General features: G+C 44.3%; 18 protein-coding genes. 2 read left to right on the top strand and 16 right to left on the bottom strand.

Annotated features, from left to right (window positions below):
* The first annotated feature begins 94 nt into the window (after nt 1-94).
* Entirely contained in the window at nt 95-688 is a 594-nt protein-coding gene (locus AB6E78_RS06840) for an outer membrane beta-barrel protein (protein ID WP_017067207.1), read from the top strand.
* A gap of 92 nt (nt 689-780) precedes the next feature.
* Here the strand turns inward: AB6E78_RS06840 and AB6E78_RS06835 are convergent, their stop codons facing one another.
* The 15 genes from AB6E78_RS06835 to yceD all read right to left on the bottom strand — a co-directional run bounded on the left by AB6E78_RS06835 (nt 781) and on the right by yceD (nt 13,886).
* Nucleotides 781-1,185, bottom strand: a complete 405-nt coding sequence (locus AB6E78_RS06835) for a hypothetical protein (protein ID WP_017062144.1) — start codon at nt 1,183-1,185, stop codon at nt 781-783.
* 229 nt (nt 1,186-1,414) lie between these two features.
* Nucleotides 1,415-2,845, bottom strand: a complete 1,431-nt coding sequence (gene ptsG, locus AB6E78_RS06830; protein ID WP_017062145.1) for a PTS glucose transporter subunit IIBC — start codon at nt 2,843-2,845, stop codon at nt 1,415-1,417.
* A gap of 445 nt (nt 2,846-3,290) precedes the next feature.
* Nucleotides 3,291-4,058: a TatD family hydrolase gene (locus AB6E78_RS06825; protein WP_017063483.1), complete on the bottom strand. Its 768-nt coding sequence runs from the start codon at nt 4,056-4,058 to the stop codon at nt 3,291-3,293.
* Nucleotides 4,049-5,014, bottom strand: a complete 966-nt coding sequence (locus AB6E78_RS06820) for a DNA polymerase III subunit delta' (protein ID WP_017062147.1) — start codon at nt 5,012-5,014, stop codon at nt 4,049-4,051. Before AB6E78_RS06820 ends, AB6E78_RS06825 begins: the two co-directional genes overlap by 10 nt.
* A gap of 6 nt (nt 5,015-5,020) precedes the next feature.
* The gene (gene tmk, locus AB6E78_RS06815; protein WP_017062148.1) at nt 5,021-5,653 is read right to left on the bottom strand and encodes a dTMP kinase; all 633 of its coding nucleotides are present in this window, start codon (nt 5,651-5,653) and stop codon (nt 5,021-5,023) included.
* A 10-nt stretch (nt 5,654-5,663) separates the two neighbouring features.
* Complete coding sequence (mltG, locus tag AB6E78_RS06810; protein ID WP_372099116.1) at nt 5,664-6,680, bottom strand: endolytic transglycosylase MltG; 1,017 nt, start codon at nt 6,678-6,680, stop codon at nt 5,664-5,666.
* Complete coding sequence (gene pabC, locus AB6E78_RS06805) at nt 6,677-7,555, bottom strand: aminodeoxychorismate lyase (protein WP_065583975.1); 879 nt, start codon at nt 7,553-7,555, stop codon at nt 6,677-6,679. Before pabC ends, mltG begins: the two co-directional genes overlap by 4 nt.
* 104 nt (nt 7,556-7,659) lie before the next feature.
* Nucleotides 7,660-8,904, bottom strand: coding sequence for a beta-ketoacyl-ACP synthase II (gene fabF / locus AB6E78_RS06800; RefSeq protein WP_010437291.1), 1,245 nt, complete (start codon nt 8,902-8,904; stop codon nt 7,660-7,662).
* A gap of 93 nt (nt 8,905-8,997) precedes the next feature.
* Nucleotides 8,998-9,231, bottom strand: coding sequence for an acyl carrier protein (gene acpP, locus AB6E78_RS06795; protein ID WP_004737381.1), 234 nt, complete (start codon nt 9,229-9,231; stop codon nt 8,998-9,000).
* A gap of 166 nt (nt 9,232-9,397) precedes the next feature.
* Entirely contained in the window at nt 9,398-10,132 is a 735-nt protein-coding gene (gene fabG, locus AB6E78_RS06790; protein WP_029235138.1) for a 3-oxoacyl-ACP reductase FabG, read from the bottom strand.
* Nucleotides 10,133-10,157: 25 nt separating this feature from the next.
* On the bottom strand, nt 10,158-11,081 hold the full coding sequence (gene fabD / locus AB6E78_RS06785) for an ACP S-malonyltransferase (protein ID WP_017063479.1): 924 nt from the start codon (nt 11,079-11,081) through the stop codon (nt 10,158-10,160).
* A gap of 80 nt (nt 11,082-11,161) precedes the next feature.
* Entirely contained in the window at nt 11,162-12,112 is a 951-nt protein-coding gene (locus AB6E78_RS06780; protein ID WP_017054985.1) for a beta-ketoacyl-ACP synthase III, read from the bottom strand.
* 5 nt (nt 12,113-12,117) lie between these two features.
* Nucleotides 12,118-13,143: a phosphate acyltransferase PlsX gene (gene plsX / locus AB6E78_RS06775; RefSeq protein WP_372113120.1), complete on the bottom strand. Its 1,026-nt coding sequence runs from the start codon at nt 13,141-13,143 to the stop codon at nt 12,118-12,120.
* A 9-nt stretch (nt 13,144-13,152) separates the two neighbouring features.
* On the bottom strand, nt 13,153-13,323 hold the full coding sequence (gene rpmF / locus AB6E78_RS06770; RefSeq protein ID WP_004737376.1) for a 50S ribosomal protein L32: 171 nt from the start codon (nt 13,321-13,323) through the stop codon (nt 13,153-13,155).
* A gap of 35 nt (nt 13,324-13,358) precedes the next feature.
* Nucleotides 13,359-13,886, bottom strand: coding sequence for a 23S rRNA accumulation protein YceD (gene yceD / locus AB6E78_RS06765; protein WP_017062153.1), 528 nt, complete (start codon nt 13,884-13,886; stop codon nt 13,359-13,361).
* Between the two features lie 149 nt (nt 13,887-14,035).
* On the opposite strand from yceD, the gene AB6E78_RS06760 reads away from it, so the two are divergent.
* Entirely contained in the window at nt 14,036-14,617 is a 582-nt protein-coding gene (locus AB6E78_RS06760) for a nucleoside triphosphate pyrophosphatase (protein ID WP_017067204.1), read from the top strand.
* A gap of 280 nt (nt 14,618-14,897) precedes the next feature.
* On the opposite strand, the gene rluC is transcribed toward AB6E78_RS06760, so the two are convergent.
* The gene (rluC, locus tag AB6E78_RS06755) at nt 14,898-15,842 is read right to left on the bottom strand and encodes a 23S rRNA pseudouridine(955/2504/2580) synthase RluC (RefSeq protein ID WP_017054981.1); all 945 of its coding nucleotides are present in this window, start codon (nt 15,840-15,842) and stop codon (nt 14,898-14,900) included.
* Between the last annotated feature and the right edge of the window lie 413 nt (nt 15,843-16,255).

The raw sequence follows: 16,255 nt of genomic DNA, 5'->3' as shown, positions 1-16,255 counted from the left end.
AGGTGTGTGAAGTATCTTCAAGAATCGTCGAAATTAGTCGCACAATATTGATGTAACCATCACAATTAGTAAGTGTATGGATAAGGATATACTCATGAATAACAAAGCAAATATGATGGCACTGATTACGCTTCTCTCCGTTTCAAGCGCGTATGCTTCGCCGGAGATCATCATTACACCTATGGTAGGTTATACCGGCGGTGGCAGTGTCGAAGACCAGGACGGTAAAACCTATGACATGAAAGGCTCTGAAAATTACACCTTTGCCATTGAAACGCCACTTGAAAAAGGACGCATCGGCTTCTTCTACTCCAATCAGAGCTCGGAATTAGAAACGCTTAACCTAAGCTCCTCCATCCAATACCTGCACCTTCAAAGCAGCATCTACTACCCTGCTTCGCCTGTGTTGTCGGGTTATCTAGGGCTAGGCCTGGGTGCTTCTTACGTCGATGTAGACTGGGCAAAAGATAAGTATGGATTCTCAACTTCTATCTTTGGTGGCTTAGAGTACAAATTTAGTGACCGACTAGCGTTGAACACACAAGTACGTTGGTTAGGCACGGTTGTCGACAACGATACCTCCGGTGTTTGTAATATCCCAAATAACGGGCAAGAGTGCATCATTCGCTTTGATACCGACTGGATGAACCAATTCCAAGCCAATGTCGGACTGAGTTTTACTTTCTAAGCGGCTCAATGAAGCAAAAATATAAGATCGGCCCAAACTAAAAAACCAGCTAAATGCTGGTTTTTTCATTATTAAAACGGTTTTAGTTCAGGTTAGAACTTATAGGTAACACCTAAAGCGCCGCCCACTTGCAACTCAACACCTTTATACATATCGAGTTCAGGGTGAACTTGAGCGTAAGCATTCCAACCTTCGTAGAAATTCACTTTCACGCCTAACGGCAAGCGTAAGCCAAAGTCGTCATTCCATTCAGCCCAAGCACCAGCACCGACGTACCAGCTCAACGGAGCTTCAGTCTCGAACTGACCACGCTTCAAAATGTAATCAAAGGCAGCGCCGTCATTGCCAATCGTAGCACGGTATTTCTGATCAAATTCCACAACGACACTCAGGTCTTGGTCAATGGCGAGTCCCACTTCCAAAGCTGGAGCTTCAGAAGCTTGAGCAAACGAGGCTCCGCTGCAGCACATAAGGCCGATCAAGTAACGATGTTTCATAATATTCTCAGACTGTATTTAAAAAACGGAAGTCTACTGGAATCTCAGCAAAAGGTGTCATCGCTGGGTAAAAGATAAAAGACACGAAAAATTTAAGAGCAACCATCAACTGATCGAGTTGAATGATAAGTATCTGAGTTAATGGAGATTAAGCACAATAGATCTTTCATAGAGCAGAAAACAAAAAAGGAGGCCTTTCGGCCTCCTTTCAATTTATTGAATCAGAGAATTAACCGTTGTTACGGATCCACTCATCCATGTCTGTCTTAAGGTTGTCAGACTTAGTACCGAAGATAGCTTGTACGCCACCCGCTACTACTACAACACCTGCAGCGCCTAGTTTCTTCAGCTTGTCTTGGTCAACAAGAGCTGTATCAGCTACTGCAACACGTAGACGAGTAATACAAGCGTCAAGACCAGTGATGTTCGCTTTACCACCGAATGCAGCAACTAGCTCACCAGCAAGTTCAGAACCAGTCGCAACTGACTCTTCTTCAGTCTCGTCTTCACGGCCTGGAGTTTTAAGGTCTAGAGCTTTAATCACAGTGCGGAATACGATGTAGTAAATTGCAGCGTAAGCAATACCACATACAACCATTAGGCCCATCTTAGACGCGTTGCCAGATAGAACTAGGAAGTCGATTAGACCGTGTGAGAAAGATGTACCGTGTACAAAACCTAGAGTGTTCGCAAGAACGTATGCAGAACCAGCTAGTAGAGCGTGGATTGCGTACAGTACTGGAGCAACGAATAGGAAAGAGAATTCGATTGGTTCAGTGATACCCGTTAGGAATGAAGTCAACGCAGCAGAAGCCATGATGCCCATTACTTTAGCGCGGTTTTCAGGCTTAGCTGAGTGTGCAATCGCGATTGCAGCAGCAGGTAGACCGAACATCTTGAACATGTAACCACCAGCTAGCTGACCGAAGCCATTGCCCGCTGCACGAGATGCGTCATCAGCAACTAAGTAACAAGTAAGAACACCGTTTTGAGTTTCGCCAGCAGCGTTTACACAAGTACCAGCTTCAAAGAAGAAAGGTACGTTCCAAACGTGGTGAAGACCAAATGGAATTAGAGAACGCTCAACGATACCGTAGATACCAAACGCCACTTGTGGGTTTTGGTGAGCAGCCCAATCAGAGAACGCAGAGATAGCGCCGCCAACTGGTGGCCATACTACAGATAGTAGGATTGCTAGACCAATCGCAGAGAAACCTGTGATGATTGGCACAGCACGCTTACCAGCGAAGAAGCCAAGGTACTCTGGTAGTTGAATACGGAAGAAACGGTTGAATGCCCAAGCAGCAACACCACCGACTAGGATACCACCTAGTACACCAGTATCGATTTTATCAACGCCCATTACACCAGCCATTACGCCAAGTGTAGCAGTCATGATGCCATAACCAACGATAGCAGCTAGACCCGCTACACCATCGTTGTTAGTAAAGCCAAGTGCAACACCTACTGCGAACAGTAGTGCCATTTGACCGAATACTGAACCACCAGCTTGTTCCATTAAGTTTGAAACGATTTCTGGAATGAAAGGAAGATCTGCTGCACCGACACCTAGCAAAATACCCGCAACTGGTAAAACTGATACTGGAAGCATCAGAGACTTACCAACTTTCTGCAGGCTAGCAAAAAGGTTCTTAAACATGTTTATGCTCCTGATAAAGATAAAATAATTATATTGGGTTCTAACGGCACACCCCCGTAGCCTATATGTTAGCACCCTGCGAAAATGTAACCATGTATTGCATTATATTTTCTGCCGCTAAATATATATTGATGGGGAACTAACTTTCTAGTCACTTACGAAATTTAGTTTCAAAACACGTCTTGGATCACATGTCAAATCTAGAAATGCAATGCTTTACAAGTGTTTAATGCATTGAAATATATAAGTATTTTTCAATAGCCCTATTATTTTACTGGGTAAATAAAATAGGAGCGAATGTTATTTTTAGTAACAAAATTACAAATGTTATAATTAGCGCTCTCAAGTTCAACATAATTCGTAAACATTAAAAAAAAACGTATTTTTGGTGATCAAAAACACAAAAAGGGAGCTTTTGCTCCCTTTTATTTGTTTACTTAGATTTTTATCGCAAAAAAAGTTTTTGGTAATTTTTGGTCGTTTGTTCGGCAACCTCTTTCATCGACACACCTTTTAATTGCGCAATGTAGGCCGCCACTTCGACGACATATGCAGGCTGATTCTGCTTTCCACGATATGGAATGGGCGCCAAGTATGGAGAATCCGTCTCGATCAGCAACCTGTTTAGCGGTAGGTTTTTAACAACTTCTTTAAGTTCTGTAGCCTGCTTAAAGGTCACAATGCCTGAAATTGAGATATAGAAACCTAGTTCCATTGCTGCTTCTGCGAATGCTTGATCTTCGGTAAAGCAGTGAATCACACCGCCACACTTCTCAGCTCCGCCATCACGTAAAATAGCTAATGTGTCTTCACGTGCGTTACGAGTGTGAATGATCAAAGGTTTATTCAGCTCAACGGCTAACTCAACATGCTGCTTAAATCGTAGCTGTTGCAGCTCCGCCGTCTCTGGTTGGTAGTGATAATCTAAACCTGTCTCTCCAATCGCCACAACCTTAGGGTTGCTCGCGTATTCACGCATTGTCTCTAGGCTGAAATCACTTTCAACATCGAGAGGGTGAACGCCACAAGAGGCTTTAACGTTATCAAACGGCGAGATCATCTCGAGCATATTTTCAAACGAATCGAGTGTCACACCGACAGAAAGCAATTGGTCTACATTAGCAGCCTTCGCCTTGTTAACCACATCTTCTACGCTGGTGTGTAAATCTTGGTAATCCAGTTTGTCTAAATGACAGTGGGAATCTACGAACATGTTTCCTCGCAAGTGGCTATCAGCCAATTCATTATGAGTAGCTCCGTATTGAGCCCAGGGTGTTGCTTTAACTGCTCAATCAATGTCAGCAGTTTATTCGATGCTGCATAAGCACTTTGATAAGACATCGCCTCACACAGTGCTTTCGCACTCGGAGTGAAAGCCTGATTCGCCAAACCAAAATGCAGCTTCTGTACATCTGACAATAGATGCCAAAGCCAGCCAAGTTGAATCAAAGGGTCTTTGCTAAGCTCTGTAGAGAACTTTAGCATGTCAGGTTGAGTGCCTTTTATCACATTCACAAAGCCATCGAGCGCTTTTGTTGAAGCTTCAACGCCACCTTGCTCAAACATCGCTTTTGCTTTTAAAGGCGCGTTGTCATTGAGTGCTAAAATATACTGCGGTACCGCTTTGCCCACTTCACCATCTAACCACGCTGATGCTGTCTCTAACTGCGGACTAACCACATTGAATTGCTGACAACGGCTAATAATAGTCGGCATTAAGCGATTACTGTTACGAGTAGACAGAATGAAGATGCACTTGCTTGATGGCTCTTCCAGAGTTTTCAATAGTGCGTTGGAAGCCGATTCGTTCATTGCTTCAGCAGGGTTAAGCAAAATAACGCGCAAACCACCTAACTGAGAAGACTCTTGAGCCCAGCGGTTACTGGCACGCACTTGATCAACCGTGATCGACTTACCTTCTTTCTCGGGTGAGATCACATGAAAATCAGGATGACTGCCCGACTTCATTAACTCACAGCTGTGGCAAAACCCGCACGACTCGCTTTCATAGTTCGTGCACATCAATGCGTCGGTAAGTTGGCTAATCAAAGCATCAACGCCGAGCCCTTCCGGTGCATTAACAATCACAGAGTTAGGAAAACGCTCCGCATCGAGACTTTTTTTCCACTCACTCCATACCGGTGTGAGCCAAGAATACACTTCAGCCATGACTACCTACTGTTTGTCGAGCCAAGCAGTTAGCGCGACTTTAATATCAGCGGCTACTTGCTCAATTTCTTGCTGCGCGTTAATCACAAGTACAGAATCATCTTGTTCTGCAATTTCTAGATAGCGCTCACGCGTGCGGTCGAAAAATGAGATGTCCATCTTTTCAATTCTATCAAGCTCACCACGGCCTCTAGCACGCTCTAGCCCTACTCTAGGGTCTAGGTCCAAATATAGCGTTAGATCGGGTTTAAAGCCGCCTAGCGTGGTTGCTTTCAGTGATTCCATAGTCGTGCGCGCGATCTGGCGACCACCACCTTGGTATGCCTGTGAAGACATATCATGACGATCACCCAATACCCATTGACCATTGGCGAGTGCCGGCTTGATGACGTTCTCGACTAATTGAACACGTGCTGCATACATCAACAGCAATTCAGTCATGTCTTGAAGCTTCTCGCCTTCGTGCTCTTCTTTAACCAATGAACGCATCTTTTCAGCTAAGACAGTACCACCCGGCTCGCGAGTATTAACAATATCTTCAACACCCGATGCTTTTAATGTCTCAACGATGGCATTGATTGCTGTACTTTTGCCAGCACCTTCAAGGCCTTCAACTACGATAAATTTCGACTGATTCATAATTATTTCTTTATTTGTTTTTTCTTAATTGCTTTAAGTAAGCTCGTACTGCACGGTTATGCTCAGTCAAACTCTTTGAAAATACGTGACCGCCAGTTCCACTCGCAACGAAATACAGGTAGTTGCTCTTCTCTGGATTCAGCGCAGCATTGATAGACGCTTTGCCCGCCATTGCAATCGGCGTCGGTGGTAAACCACTCATTGTATAAGTGTTGTATGGCGTTGGAGTACGTAAGTCTTTCTTACGTATATTGCCTTTGTAACTGTCGCCCATGCCGTAGATAACCGTTGGGTCAGTTTGCAGACGCATACGCTTGTTCAAGCGATTAACGAACACAGAAGACACACGCTCACGTTCTGACGCAACAGCGGTCTCTTTCTCAATGATAGACGCAAGAATTAGCGCTTCATATGGCGATTTAAGAGGCAGTTTATCGGCTCTATTTTCCCACTCATCATTGACCACGTTCATCAGATCTCGGTGGGCACGTTTCAACAAATCTAAATCCGTTGTGCCATAGGTGTAGTGGTATGTTTCCGCTAAGAAAAGACCTTCTAGCTTTTCATTTTCGATACCAAGCTTTTGTGCGATCTCTTTTTCAGAGACATCATTCAACGTCTGTTGAATGAATTCATTGTCTTTTAGCTGAACAAGCCACTCGTCAAAACGACTGCCTTCAACAAAGGTAATAGTAAACTGGTGTTCTTTCCCTTCTACAAGCACCTGTAGCGCTTGCTCTAAGGTTAAACCCGGTTCAAGCAGGAAAGTACCCGCTTTTACGTCTACAAGCTCAGGATGTAACTTACGGATTAATTTCTCGTAAGGAGAAGCCTCAAACAGCCCCTCGTTAATCAACTGGGCTAGAACGCGGTTAAAGCTGCTACCTGAAGCAACAGTCACGACTTGTGGTTTTTCTAATTGAATAACTTGTTTCAGGTTATCTTGCGCTTGGTTGTAAACATAAAAACCAGCAGCACCGGCTGCAATTAAGCACAAGATAATAAAAATAAATAACTTTTTGATCACGAGTTTAGTTGTCCTTGAAGGCTACGAGTAACGGTTCCAATGTTAAATTGGGTATCACTAATACGGGTAACTGGGGCAACCCCTAAAATGGAGTTTGTCATGAAAACCTCATCAGCTTGCATGAGTTGAGATAAGCAGTAGTCACTAATTGTAACGGAAAGTTCAGCCTGATTCAGCGCGGTTAACACTTGCTTACGCATAACCCCCGCGACACCACTTTGAGTGAGTTGAGGTGTGTATATCGACTGACCTTTGCGCCAGAACAGATTGGCCATGGTAGTTTCAATCACATTGCCCGATATATCAAGAACCACACCATCCACTTCATTAGCTTGATCCATTTCATCTTTCATCAAAATCTGCTCAAGGCGATTATTGTGCTTATGGCCAGCCAGTAGTGGGCTCAAACCTAGCGCTTGATGGCAGATACCGAGTTCAACACCGGAGTCTTGCCACGCTGAATAATGGCTTGGGTAATCAAAGGTACTGATGGTGATTGTCGGCTTGGCGATATTCTTGGTACTGTAGCCACGCCCACCCGCTCCACGACTAACGTGCAGCTTGATCCCTGCTTTTTGATTATGAGGCTTGTTGGCGTTATGGAGCTTCTTTGAACCATCAAGGCTCTTTGTGCCATGAAGAGCGTTATGTTGGATGTGTTGAAGCGCAGTATCGAGCCAAAGACTAACAACATCCCAATCAAGAGCAGAAATGCGTAGCGCTTTAAGGCACTCGTCGACACGGTGCTGATGATCGTGAAGATGTTGTATCTCACCATCACTCACGAGCATTGTCGTAAAACAGCCGTCTCCGTACTGAAACGAGCGATCCAAAATATCGATAGTTTGCTGGCTTTCTCCATCAACCCAAAACATGTTTTTCCCCATAAAAAGAAACGGCTCAATGCTAAAGCATCAAGCCGTTTAAAAACAAGTCTAATTGTGACTATCTACGAGTGTTTACGTCTTTAATAAGATGATTAAATCTTTTTGAAGATCAAACAGCCGTTTGTACCACCGAAACCGAATGAGTTACATGCAGCATATTCCATGTTGCTAACTTCACGCGCAGTGTGAGGTACTAAGTCAATATCTAAGCCTTCTTCGGGATCATCTAGGTTGATTGTTGGTGGAACAATTTGGTCAACCAGAGACATAGCCGTGATGATAGCTTCAGCAGAACCAGCAGCACCTAGAAGGTGGCCTGTCATTGATTTCGTAGAAGAAACCAATACTTGCTTGCTGCCTGCTTCGCCAAGAGCACGCTTGATGCCCTTAACTTCCGCTACGTCACCTGCAGGAGTCGAAGTACCGTGTGCGTTTACATAACCGATTTGTTCACCAGTAATGCCAGCATCACGCATAGCCGCTTCCATTGCTAGTGCGCCACCTGAGCCATCTTCACTTGGAGATGTCATGTGGTAAGCGTCACCCGACATACCGAAGCCAACTAGCTCACAGTAAATCTTAGCGCCACGAGCTTTCGCATGTTCGTACTCTTCAAGAACCATCATGCCTGCACCGTCGCCAAGAACGAAGCCATCACGGCCTTTGTCCCATGGACGAGAAGCTTTTTGAGGCTCATCGTTACGAGTAGAAAGTGCTTTAGCCGCACCAAAACCGCCCATACCTAGTGGAGTTGATGCTTTTTCAGCACCACCCGCTAGCATTGCGTCTGCATCGCCGTATGCAATCATACGAGCCGCGTGACCAATGTTATGTAGGCCAGTCGTACATGCAGTAGAAATCGCGATGTTTGGACCGCGTAGGCCACGCATGATAGACATGTGACCAGCAATCATATTCACGATCGTCGACGGTACGAAGAACGGGCTGATCTTACGAGGGCCTTTTTCAGTTAGAGCTTGGTGACCGGCTTCGATCAAACCAAGACCACCAATACCAGAACCGATAGCAACACCCACACGTGGAGCGTTTTCTTCAGTAATAGTTAGGGCTGAATCATCTAAAGCTTGAATACCTGCTGCGACGCCGTACTGGATGAACAAGTCCATCTTACGAGCATCTTTTTTAGTCATATACTCTTCGCAGTTAAAGTCTTTAACTAGACCTGCAAAACGAGTTGAGAAATTGGTTGCATCAAAATGATCGATATTAACGATACCACTTTGACCAGCTAGCAGGGCTTTCCAAGAAGATTCTACAGTGTTGCCTACCGGTGACAACATACCCATGCCAGTGACAACTACACGACGCTTGGACACGATTTTACACTCCGGGGATTGAGGTGATTTAAGATGAGGATAGATGAGTTAGATAAAACACAGGCGGTCGAGGTGACCGCCTGGGAGAGATTATTACTGAGCGCTAGTTACGTAATCGATAGCTGCTTGAACAGTAGTAATTTTCTCAGCTTCTTCATCTGGGATTTCAGTGTCGAATTCTTCTTCTAGAGCCATTACTAGCTCTACTGTGTCTAGAGAATCTGCACCTAGGTCATCAACGAAAGAAGCTTCGTTTTTAACTTCAGCTTCGTCTACACCTAGCTGTTCAACAATGATTTTCTTTACGCGTTCTTCGAGGTTGCTCATTTTTTCTTTTCCTTTACAGAGTTCGCTTTATGCGATGTTTTCCGTAGTTTATTCAATCTATTGAAAGTTGCAAGGTCAACTTTTCTGGTCAAACCACAATTTTCACGATTTTAACCGAAATTACGTATGATCTTGACTTAAATCATGCACAAATGTTGCACATAATTTACACCATGTACATACCGCCATTGACGTGAAGTGTTTCACCTGTGATATAAGCTGCCGCAGGTGACGCCAAAAATACCACAGCTTCAGCGATTTCGCGAGGGTCACCTAGTCGACCTGCTGGTACATTCGCCAAAGTTGCTGCACGTTGGTCATCATTTAGCGCTTTAGTCATGTCAGTTTCGATGAAACCAGGAGCTACAGTGTTCACTGTAACGCCACGAGACGCAACTTCACGAGCCATTGATTTAGTAAAACCAATTACGCCTGCTTTTGCAGCTGCGTAGTTAGCTTGACCAGCGTTACCCATAGTACCTACTACAGAACCAACGTTTACGATACGGCCTTGACGTTTCTTCATCATGCCACGCAATACAGCTTTAGACATGCGGAAGATAGGAGTTAGGTTAGTATCGATGATGTCATTCCATTCGTCGTCTTTCATACGCATCAGTAGGTTATCACGAGTGATACCTGCGTTGTTAACTAGAATGTCAATCGCACCGAATTCATCGTTGATGGTTTTCAGTGTAGCAGCAATTGAGTCAGTATCCGTTACATTAAGAGCAAGACCTTTACCGTTCTCACCAAGGTACTCGCTGATTGCAGCTGCGCCGCCTTCAGATGTCGCAGTACCGATAACTTTAGCACCACGCTCAACTAAAAGTTCAGCGATTGCACGACCGATGCCACGGCTTGCGCCTGTAACTAGTGCAACTTTGCCTTCTAAATTCATCATAACTTCTCTATTAAGTGGTTATTTACTTAGCAGCTTCTAGTGATGCAGTATCATTAACTGCAGCAGCTGTCATAGTTTTTACGATTCGTTTTGTTAGACCAGTAAGAACTTTACCAGGGCCTAATTCAAGTAGCTTCTCAACGCCTTGCTCATTCATCGCTTGTACACCTTCAGTCCAACGAACTGGGCTGTATAGCTGACGAACAAGTGCGTCTTTAATTTTTGCAGGGTCTGTTTCAGCAATAACATCAACGTTATTGATAACAGGCAATGCTGGCGTGTTGAACTCTAGAGCTTCTAGAGCCACTGCTAGTTTATCTGCTGCTGGCTTCATCAGTGCACAGTGAGACGGCACAGAAACAGGTAACGGAAGTGCACGCTTAGCGCCCGCTTCTTTACAAAGTGCACCAGCACGCTCTACTGCAGCTTTGTTACCCGCGATAACAACTTGGCCAGGAGAGTTAAAGTTAACTGGAGACACAACTTCGTCTTGCGCAGCTTCTTCACACGCTTTAGCAATCGCTTCATCGTCTAGACCGATGATTGCGTACATTGCACCAACACCTGCAGGAACCGCTTCTTGCATCAGTTGACCACGTAGTTCAACCAGCTTGATCGCTTCTTTAAAGTCGATAACGCCGGCACATACAAGAGCAGAATATTCACCTAGGCTGTGACCTGCTAGATTTACAGGTTGCTCTAGGCCAAGCTCTTGCCATACACGCCAAATTGCAACAGACGCTGTTAATAGAGCCGGTTGAGTGCGAAAAGTTTCATTTAGATTTTCTACAGGACCATCTTGAACCAATGCCCATAGATCGTAACCAAGTGCTTCTGAAGCTTCAGCAAATGTCTTTTTAACAACATCATACTGTTCGCCTAGGTCAGCAAGCATACCGATAGCTTGAGAGCCTTGGCCTGGGAATACGATAGCAAATTTGCTCATTGTAATTTTCCTTTAAGCAAAGCAAAAAATTGAATAAGGCACATAAGTTATGTGCCTTGTTTGTTGATTATCGCTTAGGGTTAGAATTTAACTAACGCAGAACCCCAAGTGAAGCCGCCGCCAAATGCTTCAAGTAGAAGCGTTTGACCACGTTTAATTCGCCCGTCGCGAACAGCCTCATCTAGGGCCGTTGGTACGGTAGCTGCTGACGTGTTGCCGTGCTTATCAAGAGTAATCACTACTTGATCAAGCGACATCGTCAGCTTTTTAGCGGTTGCCGAGATAATACGGTAGTTCGCTTGGTGTGGAACTAACCAATCAAGCTCTGACTTATCCATATTGTTCGCCGCTAAGGTGTCTTTAACTAGCTTAGAAAGCTGAGTTACCGCCACTTTAAATACTTCGTTGCCCGCCATGTGCAGCCATTTGTCTGCATCACCGCCGCGCTCTGGTACTTCTAGGCTTAGAAGCTCACCGTATTTACCATCAGAGTAAATATGAGTAGACAAAATACCTGGCTCTTCGCTTGCGCCTACAACCACCGCGCCTGCTGCATCACCAAATAGGATGATAGTAGAGCGGTCAGTCGGATCACAGGTTTTTGACAGTGCATCCGCACCAATTACCAAAACGTTCTTACACATGCCAGTCTTGATGTGTTGATCAGCAACAGACAGTGCGTAGACAAAACCAGAACACGCTGCAGCCAAATCAAACGCAGGGCAGCCTTTGATACCAAGCTTGCCTTGTACCTGACATGCCGAAGACGGGAATGTGTGGCTACTGCTGGTTGTCGCAACGATGATTAAATCAATCTCTTCTTTGTCGATACCTGCCATTTCAATGGCATTTTCAGCAGCGTAAAACGCCATATCAGCAACGGTTTCGTTTTCCGCTGAAATACGACGCTCTTTAATACCCGTTCTAGCAACGATCCACTCATCGCTAGTCTCTACCATTTTCTCTAAGTCTGCGTTAGTACGCACCTGAGATGGCAAGTAGCTGCCAGTACCTAAAATTTTGCTATACATGAAGACTAATAATGCCTCTCGAGTAAAACCGCTTCCAAACGATCGCTAATGCGGCTGGGGACTTGTCGTTTGACCTCGTGTACTGCTTCACCAATCGCGTTGACGACTGCAGACACATCAGCACTTCCATGACTTTTAATGACAATGCCGCGCAATCCTAACAAACTTGCGCCGTTATACTGGTCGGGGTTCAAGGTTTTTAATTCAGTAAATAGCTCAGAAAACAGCATTCTGGCTATCCAACCCTTTATTGTTGAAGCCATCATGCGCGTTTTTAGCTTATCAATAAAGAGCTGAGCCGTACCTTCGCACGTTTTTAAGCAGACATTGCCCACAAAACCATCACATACGACGACATCAGCAGCATCTTGAAGTAATTGATTACCTTCAATATAGCCTATGAAGTTCACAGACTGAGTATTAGACAACATTTCAGCGCATCGTTTTACAAGGTCATTGCCTTTAATTTCTTCTGCACCGATATTCAAGATAGCGACACGTGGTGCGCGACCTAAATGTTGTTCTGCTAATGCACTGCCCATGACAGCAAACTGAAACAGTGAATCTGCGTCACTAGAAACGTTCGCCCCTAAATCAAGCATCCATGTGCGATTTCCGGATGCAGTAGGCAAAGCTGAAACCAATGCAGGCCTATCAATACCGGGAAGAAGCTTGAGTCTGAAACGGGATAAAGCCATCAATGCGCCAGTGTTACCACCACTCACACAAGCATCAGCCTGTGATTCGGCAACCAGATCGATAGCGGCACGCATAGAGCTACCCTGACTATTACGTAAGGCTAGTGAAGGTTTTTCAGAATTGGAAATGATTCGATCACAATGCTGGATACTCAAACGAGAATCAGGCATTCGACCTAATGAAGATAATTGAGATGTGATCGCGTTTCGATCACCTATTAGAATGACTTTTAGCTCTGGGAAATACGACAGTGCCTGCACGGCGGCAGGCACTGTTACACGAGGACCGAAGTCCCCGCCCATTGCATCAAGCGCAACGGTTAGATTTTGCAAAGGTCAACCTTACTTGTTGATAACCTTTTTGCCGCGGTAGAAACCTTCGGCAGTCACGTTGTGACGTAGGTGAGTTTCACCTGAAGTTGCGTCTACAGAAAGTGCAGCTGTAGTTAGCGCATCGTGTGAACGACGCATGCCACGCATTGAACGTGATTTCTTGCTCTTTTGTACGGCCATTGACCCTACTCCTATGTAAATTCTTAAAGAAGCAATTACTTCTTTAAGCTTTTTAAAACATCAAATGGATTCGGCTTTTTGTCTTCCTCAATTTCTTCAGGAAGTTCACCAAACACCAAGTTATTTGAGTTAACGCTACATTTCGCATCGTCGTGCATTGCTATTTGTGGCAATCCAAGGATGAACTCGTCTTCAACTAATTGAATCAGGTCTAACTCACCGTACTCGTTCAGATCTACCAAATCGTACTCTTCCGGTGCTTCCTCTTCACTTTTCTCACTGTAAACAGGAGTATAAGTAAATTGGACATCGCACTCATGTGCGAAAACCTCATTACAACGTTGACACTCTAAATCGACTTCGACGTTAGCTTTACCAGAGATAACGACTAATCGTTGTTCATCAAGCCCAAATGACATTGAGACTTGCGCGTCACGTTTTACGCCTTCAGTTGCTTCAGTTAAACGCTTCAAAAGACTGACCTGGATGATACCATCCATATCGAGTCGTTTTTGAGCCGTTCTTGCCGGATCAACTGTACGCGGTATTTTTTCCTTTTGCATAGGGCGCGAATCTTATCTTCCAAATCGTGTTTAGTCAAAGGAAATGGCAAAAAAAATGTACTTTCCTGCCTTTCCTATTCAGAGCATTATGAATAGCAGGACAAGTTACGTTATCCTGAGATAAATGCTTCCTTGAATTGTAAATTAAAATGAGAAATTACCAACTAGTTTTAGCCTCTACATCACCATTTAGGCAAGAGATCCTCAAAAAACTACAGTTAAGCTTCATTACAGCCAAGCCAGACTGCGATGAAACGCCGCTTCCAGAAGAGACACCACAACAGTTGGTGATGCGCCTTGCTGAGACCAAAGCTAAGTCTTGTGTTGTGGAGCAACCTAGCTTAGTCATTGGTTCTGATCAGGTTTGCGTAATTGATGGAGAGATCATTGGTAAGCCTCACACTCGAGAAAAAGCGATCGAGCAGTTATCTCGTCAAAGCGGCAAGAGCATTACTTTTTATACTGGGCTTTCGGTTTGGAACAACGAAACCAATGAAGCTGACACACGTCTCGACACCTTTGTAGTGCATTTCCGCGATTTAACTAAGCAACAGATCATTAGTTATGTTGAAAAAGAGCAGCCTTATTACTGCGCAGGTAGCTTTATGTGTGAAGGGTTAGGCATCGCGTTGTTTAAACAGATGGAAGGGAAAGACCCAAATACTTTGATCGGCTTACCGCTGATCGATCTAGTCGATATGTTAGAAGCGCAAGGAATGGGTGTACTATAACGGATACGCTCTCTTTGTTAGAGATTCCCTACTCCTTCCTTCGTCAGTCTAGGGAATGGCGGAACACGCAATTTTATCTAACCAACTAATGATATAGAGCGTGATTTTAAAAAGTCGTCATCCTCAAGAGCGAGGAACGAGCGACTTGGGGATCTTCTACAACAGATGAAAACAAAAAAGGTTGACGATATTCGTCAACCTTTCTCATTTATGGATACTGAAGAACAAATTTAGAGGCACTCTATACCTTCGTATCTCGTATCTCGTATCTCGTATCTTCTTAAAGCTTACGTAAACCAGTTAGGGCTTTCTCTAGCCTTCTTTCCATTGGCGCCGAGATATCCATCTTCTCTTCACTACCTGGGTGTGTGAACTTGATGTTTGCTGCATGTAGGAACAGACGATCAAGACCAACCTTACCCGTGTAAGCGTCAAAACGACGATCACCGTAGCGATCATCCCAAGCAATTGGGTGACCAGTATACTGAGCGTGCACACGAATTTGGTGTGTTCGGCCTGTAATTGGGCTTGCTTGAATCAACGTCGCCTCTTGGAATTTTTCTAAAACCTTAAAACGGGTTTCAGAAGCTTTACCATTCGGGTTAACTCGAACAATGCTGTTCACTTCATTTTTCAACAAAGGTGCGTTGACGACTTTGCAGCTGTTCTTCCATTCGCCCATAACTAAAGCGAAGTAGTATTTTTGAACCGTTTTTTCACGGAACTGTGCTTGAAGGTGTCTTAGCGCCGAGCGCTTCTTAGCAACAAGCAAAATGCCAGACGTATCTCTATCGATACGGTGCACTAATTCAAGAAAACGAGCATCAGGGCGAAGAGCACGTAATGCTTCAATCGCGCCAAATTTTAATCCGCTACCACCATGAACAGCAGTGCCAGACGGTTTGTTAAGAATTAGCATGTGATCATCTTCATAAATGATGCACTGTTCTAATTCTGAAACCTTGTTGAGTTTCGTGCTCGGCACGTTCTCTTCTGTTTTCTCTTCAATAGTAACCGGAGGGATACGAACTAAATCGCCAGCTTTTAGTTTGTATTCAGCCTTGATGCGTTTTTTATTTACGCGGACTTCGCCTTTACGCACGATTCGGTAAATCATGCTTTTCGGGATGTTTTTTAATTGGTTGCGTAAGAAGTTATCAATACGCTGACCAGCCATATCTTCGTCAATGTCGACGAATTGGACTTGGGTTCTAATTTCGCTCATTGCGCTATTGTATCACTGTCACTTTTGATAATTGAGATTTTCTTAGCCCTATTCCGAACTTATTTATCCCTAATCCTTACCGATCTATCCCAAAATGGTCGCCGAAATTCTATATTTCTTTGATTCTTCGAACAAAAAAGCACCAAGATTCCTGCAAATTAAAATATCAATTGATAAATTATTTATAGACAGTGAGTTAGAGCTATCAAAACCCAAACAAAAACTGTTTTTTTTACAGCATTCCGACAAAGCAGATTGCTGTGTTTACCGACCGCTGCTATAGTTCACAGCTGCTATCAGTGGTTTGACTATTATTTAAACAGCTAACCATTCATAAGCAAGTAAATGAGTAGATAACTCAGATTAGACAGTGCTGCAATCGGCGTAAGACACGGTCAACTGAGTTCCTTATC

Origin of the sequence: Vibrio sp. 10N.247.310.98 (assembly GCF_041467395.1) — a bacterium.
Classification (GTDB): Bacteria; Pseudomonadota; Gammaproteobacteria; order Enterobacterales; family Vibrionaceae; genus Vibrio; species Vibrio crassostreae_C.
Note: the sequence above shows the minus strand (reverse complement) of the source record. Positions and strands in the feature narration are given on the sequence as shown.

What these genes read in the sequence shown, in the direction of transcription:
- AB6E78_RS06840 (WP_017067207.1), top strand. Translation starts at nt 95, where the DNA reads ATGAATAACAAAGCAAATATGATGGCACTGATTACGCTTCTCTCCGTT.
- acpP (WP_004737381.1), bottom strand. Translation starts at nt 9,231, where the DNA reads ATGAGCAACCTCGAAGAACGCGTAAAGAAAATCATTGTTGAACAGCTA.
- AB6E78_RS06825 (WP_017063483.1), bottom strand. Translation starts at nt 4,058, where the DNA reads ATGTTCGTAGATTCCCACTGTCATTTAGACAAACTGGATTACCAAGAT.
- rpmF (WP_004737376.1), bottom strand. Translation starts at nt 13,323, where the DNA reads ATGGCCGTACAAAAGAGCAAGAAATCACGTTCAATGCGTGGCATGCGT.
- fabG (WP_029235138.1), bottom strand. Translation starts at nt 10,132, where the DNA reads ATGAATTTAGAAGGCAAAGTTGCACTAGTTACAGGCGCAAGCCGTGGC.
- rluC (WP_017054981.1), bottom strand. Translation starts at nt 15,842, where the DNA reads ATGAGCGAAATTAGAACCCAAGTCCAATTCGTCGACATTGACGAAGAT.
- AB6E78_RS06780 (WP_017054985.1), bottom strand. Translation starts at nt 12,112, where the DNA reads ATGTATAGCAAAATTTTAGGTACTGGCAGCTACTTGCCATCTCAGGTG.
- AB6E78_RS06835 (WP_017062144.1), bottom strand. Translation starts at nt 1,185, where the DNA reads ATGAAACATCGTTACTTGATCGGCCTTATGTGCTGCAGCGGAGCCTCG.
- AB6E78_RS06760 (WP_017067204.1), top strand. Translation starts at nt 14,036, where the DNA reads ATGAGAAATTACCAACTAGTTTTAGCCTCTACATCACCATTTAGGCAA.
- pabC (WP_065583975.1), bottom strand. Translation starts at nt 7,555, where the DNA reads ATGTTTTGGGTTGATGGAGAAAGCCAGCAAACTATCGATATTTTGGAT.
- yceD (WP_017062153.1), bottom strand. Translation starts at nt 13,886, where the DNA reads ATGCAAAAGGAAAAAATACCGCGTACAGTTGATCCGGCAAGAACGGCT.
- AB6E78_RS06820 (WP_017062147.1), bottom strand. Translation starts at nt 5,014, where the DNA reads ATGGCTGAAGTGTATTCTTGGCTCACACCGGTATGGAGTGAGTGGAAA.
- tmk (WP_017062148.1), bottom strand. Translation starts at nt 5,653, where the DNA reads ATGAATCAGTCGAAATTTATCGTAGTTGAAGGCCTTGAAGGTGCTGGC.
- fabD (WP_017063479.1), bottom strand. Translation starts at nt 11,081, where the DNA reads ATGAGCAAATTTGCTATCGTATTCCCAGGCCAAGGCTCTCAAGCTATC.
- ptsG (WP_017062145.1), bottom strand. Translation starts at nt 2,845, where the DNA reads ATGTTTAAGAACCTTTTTGCTAGCCTGCAGAAAGTTGGTAAGTCTCTG.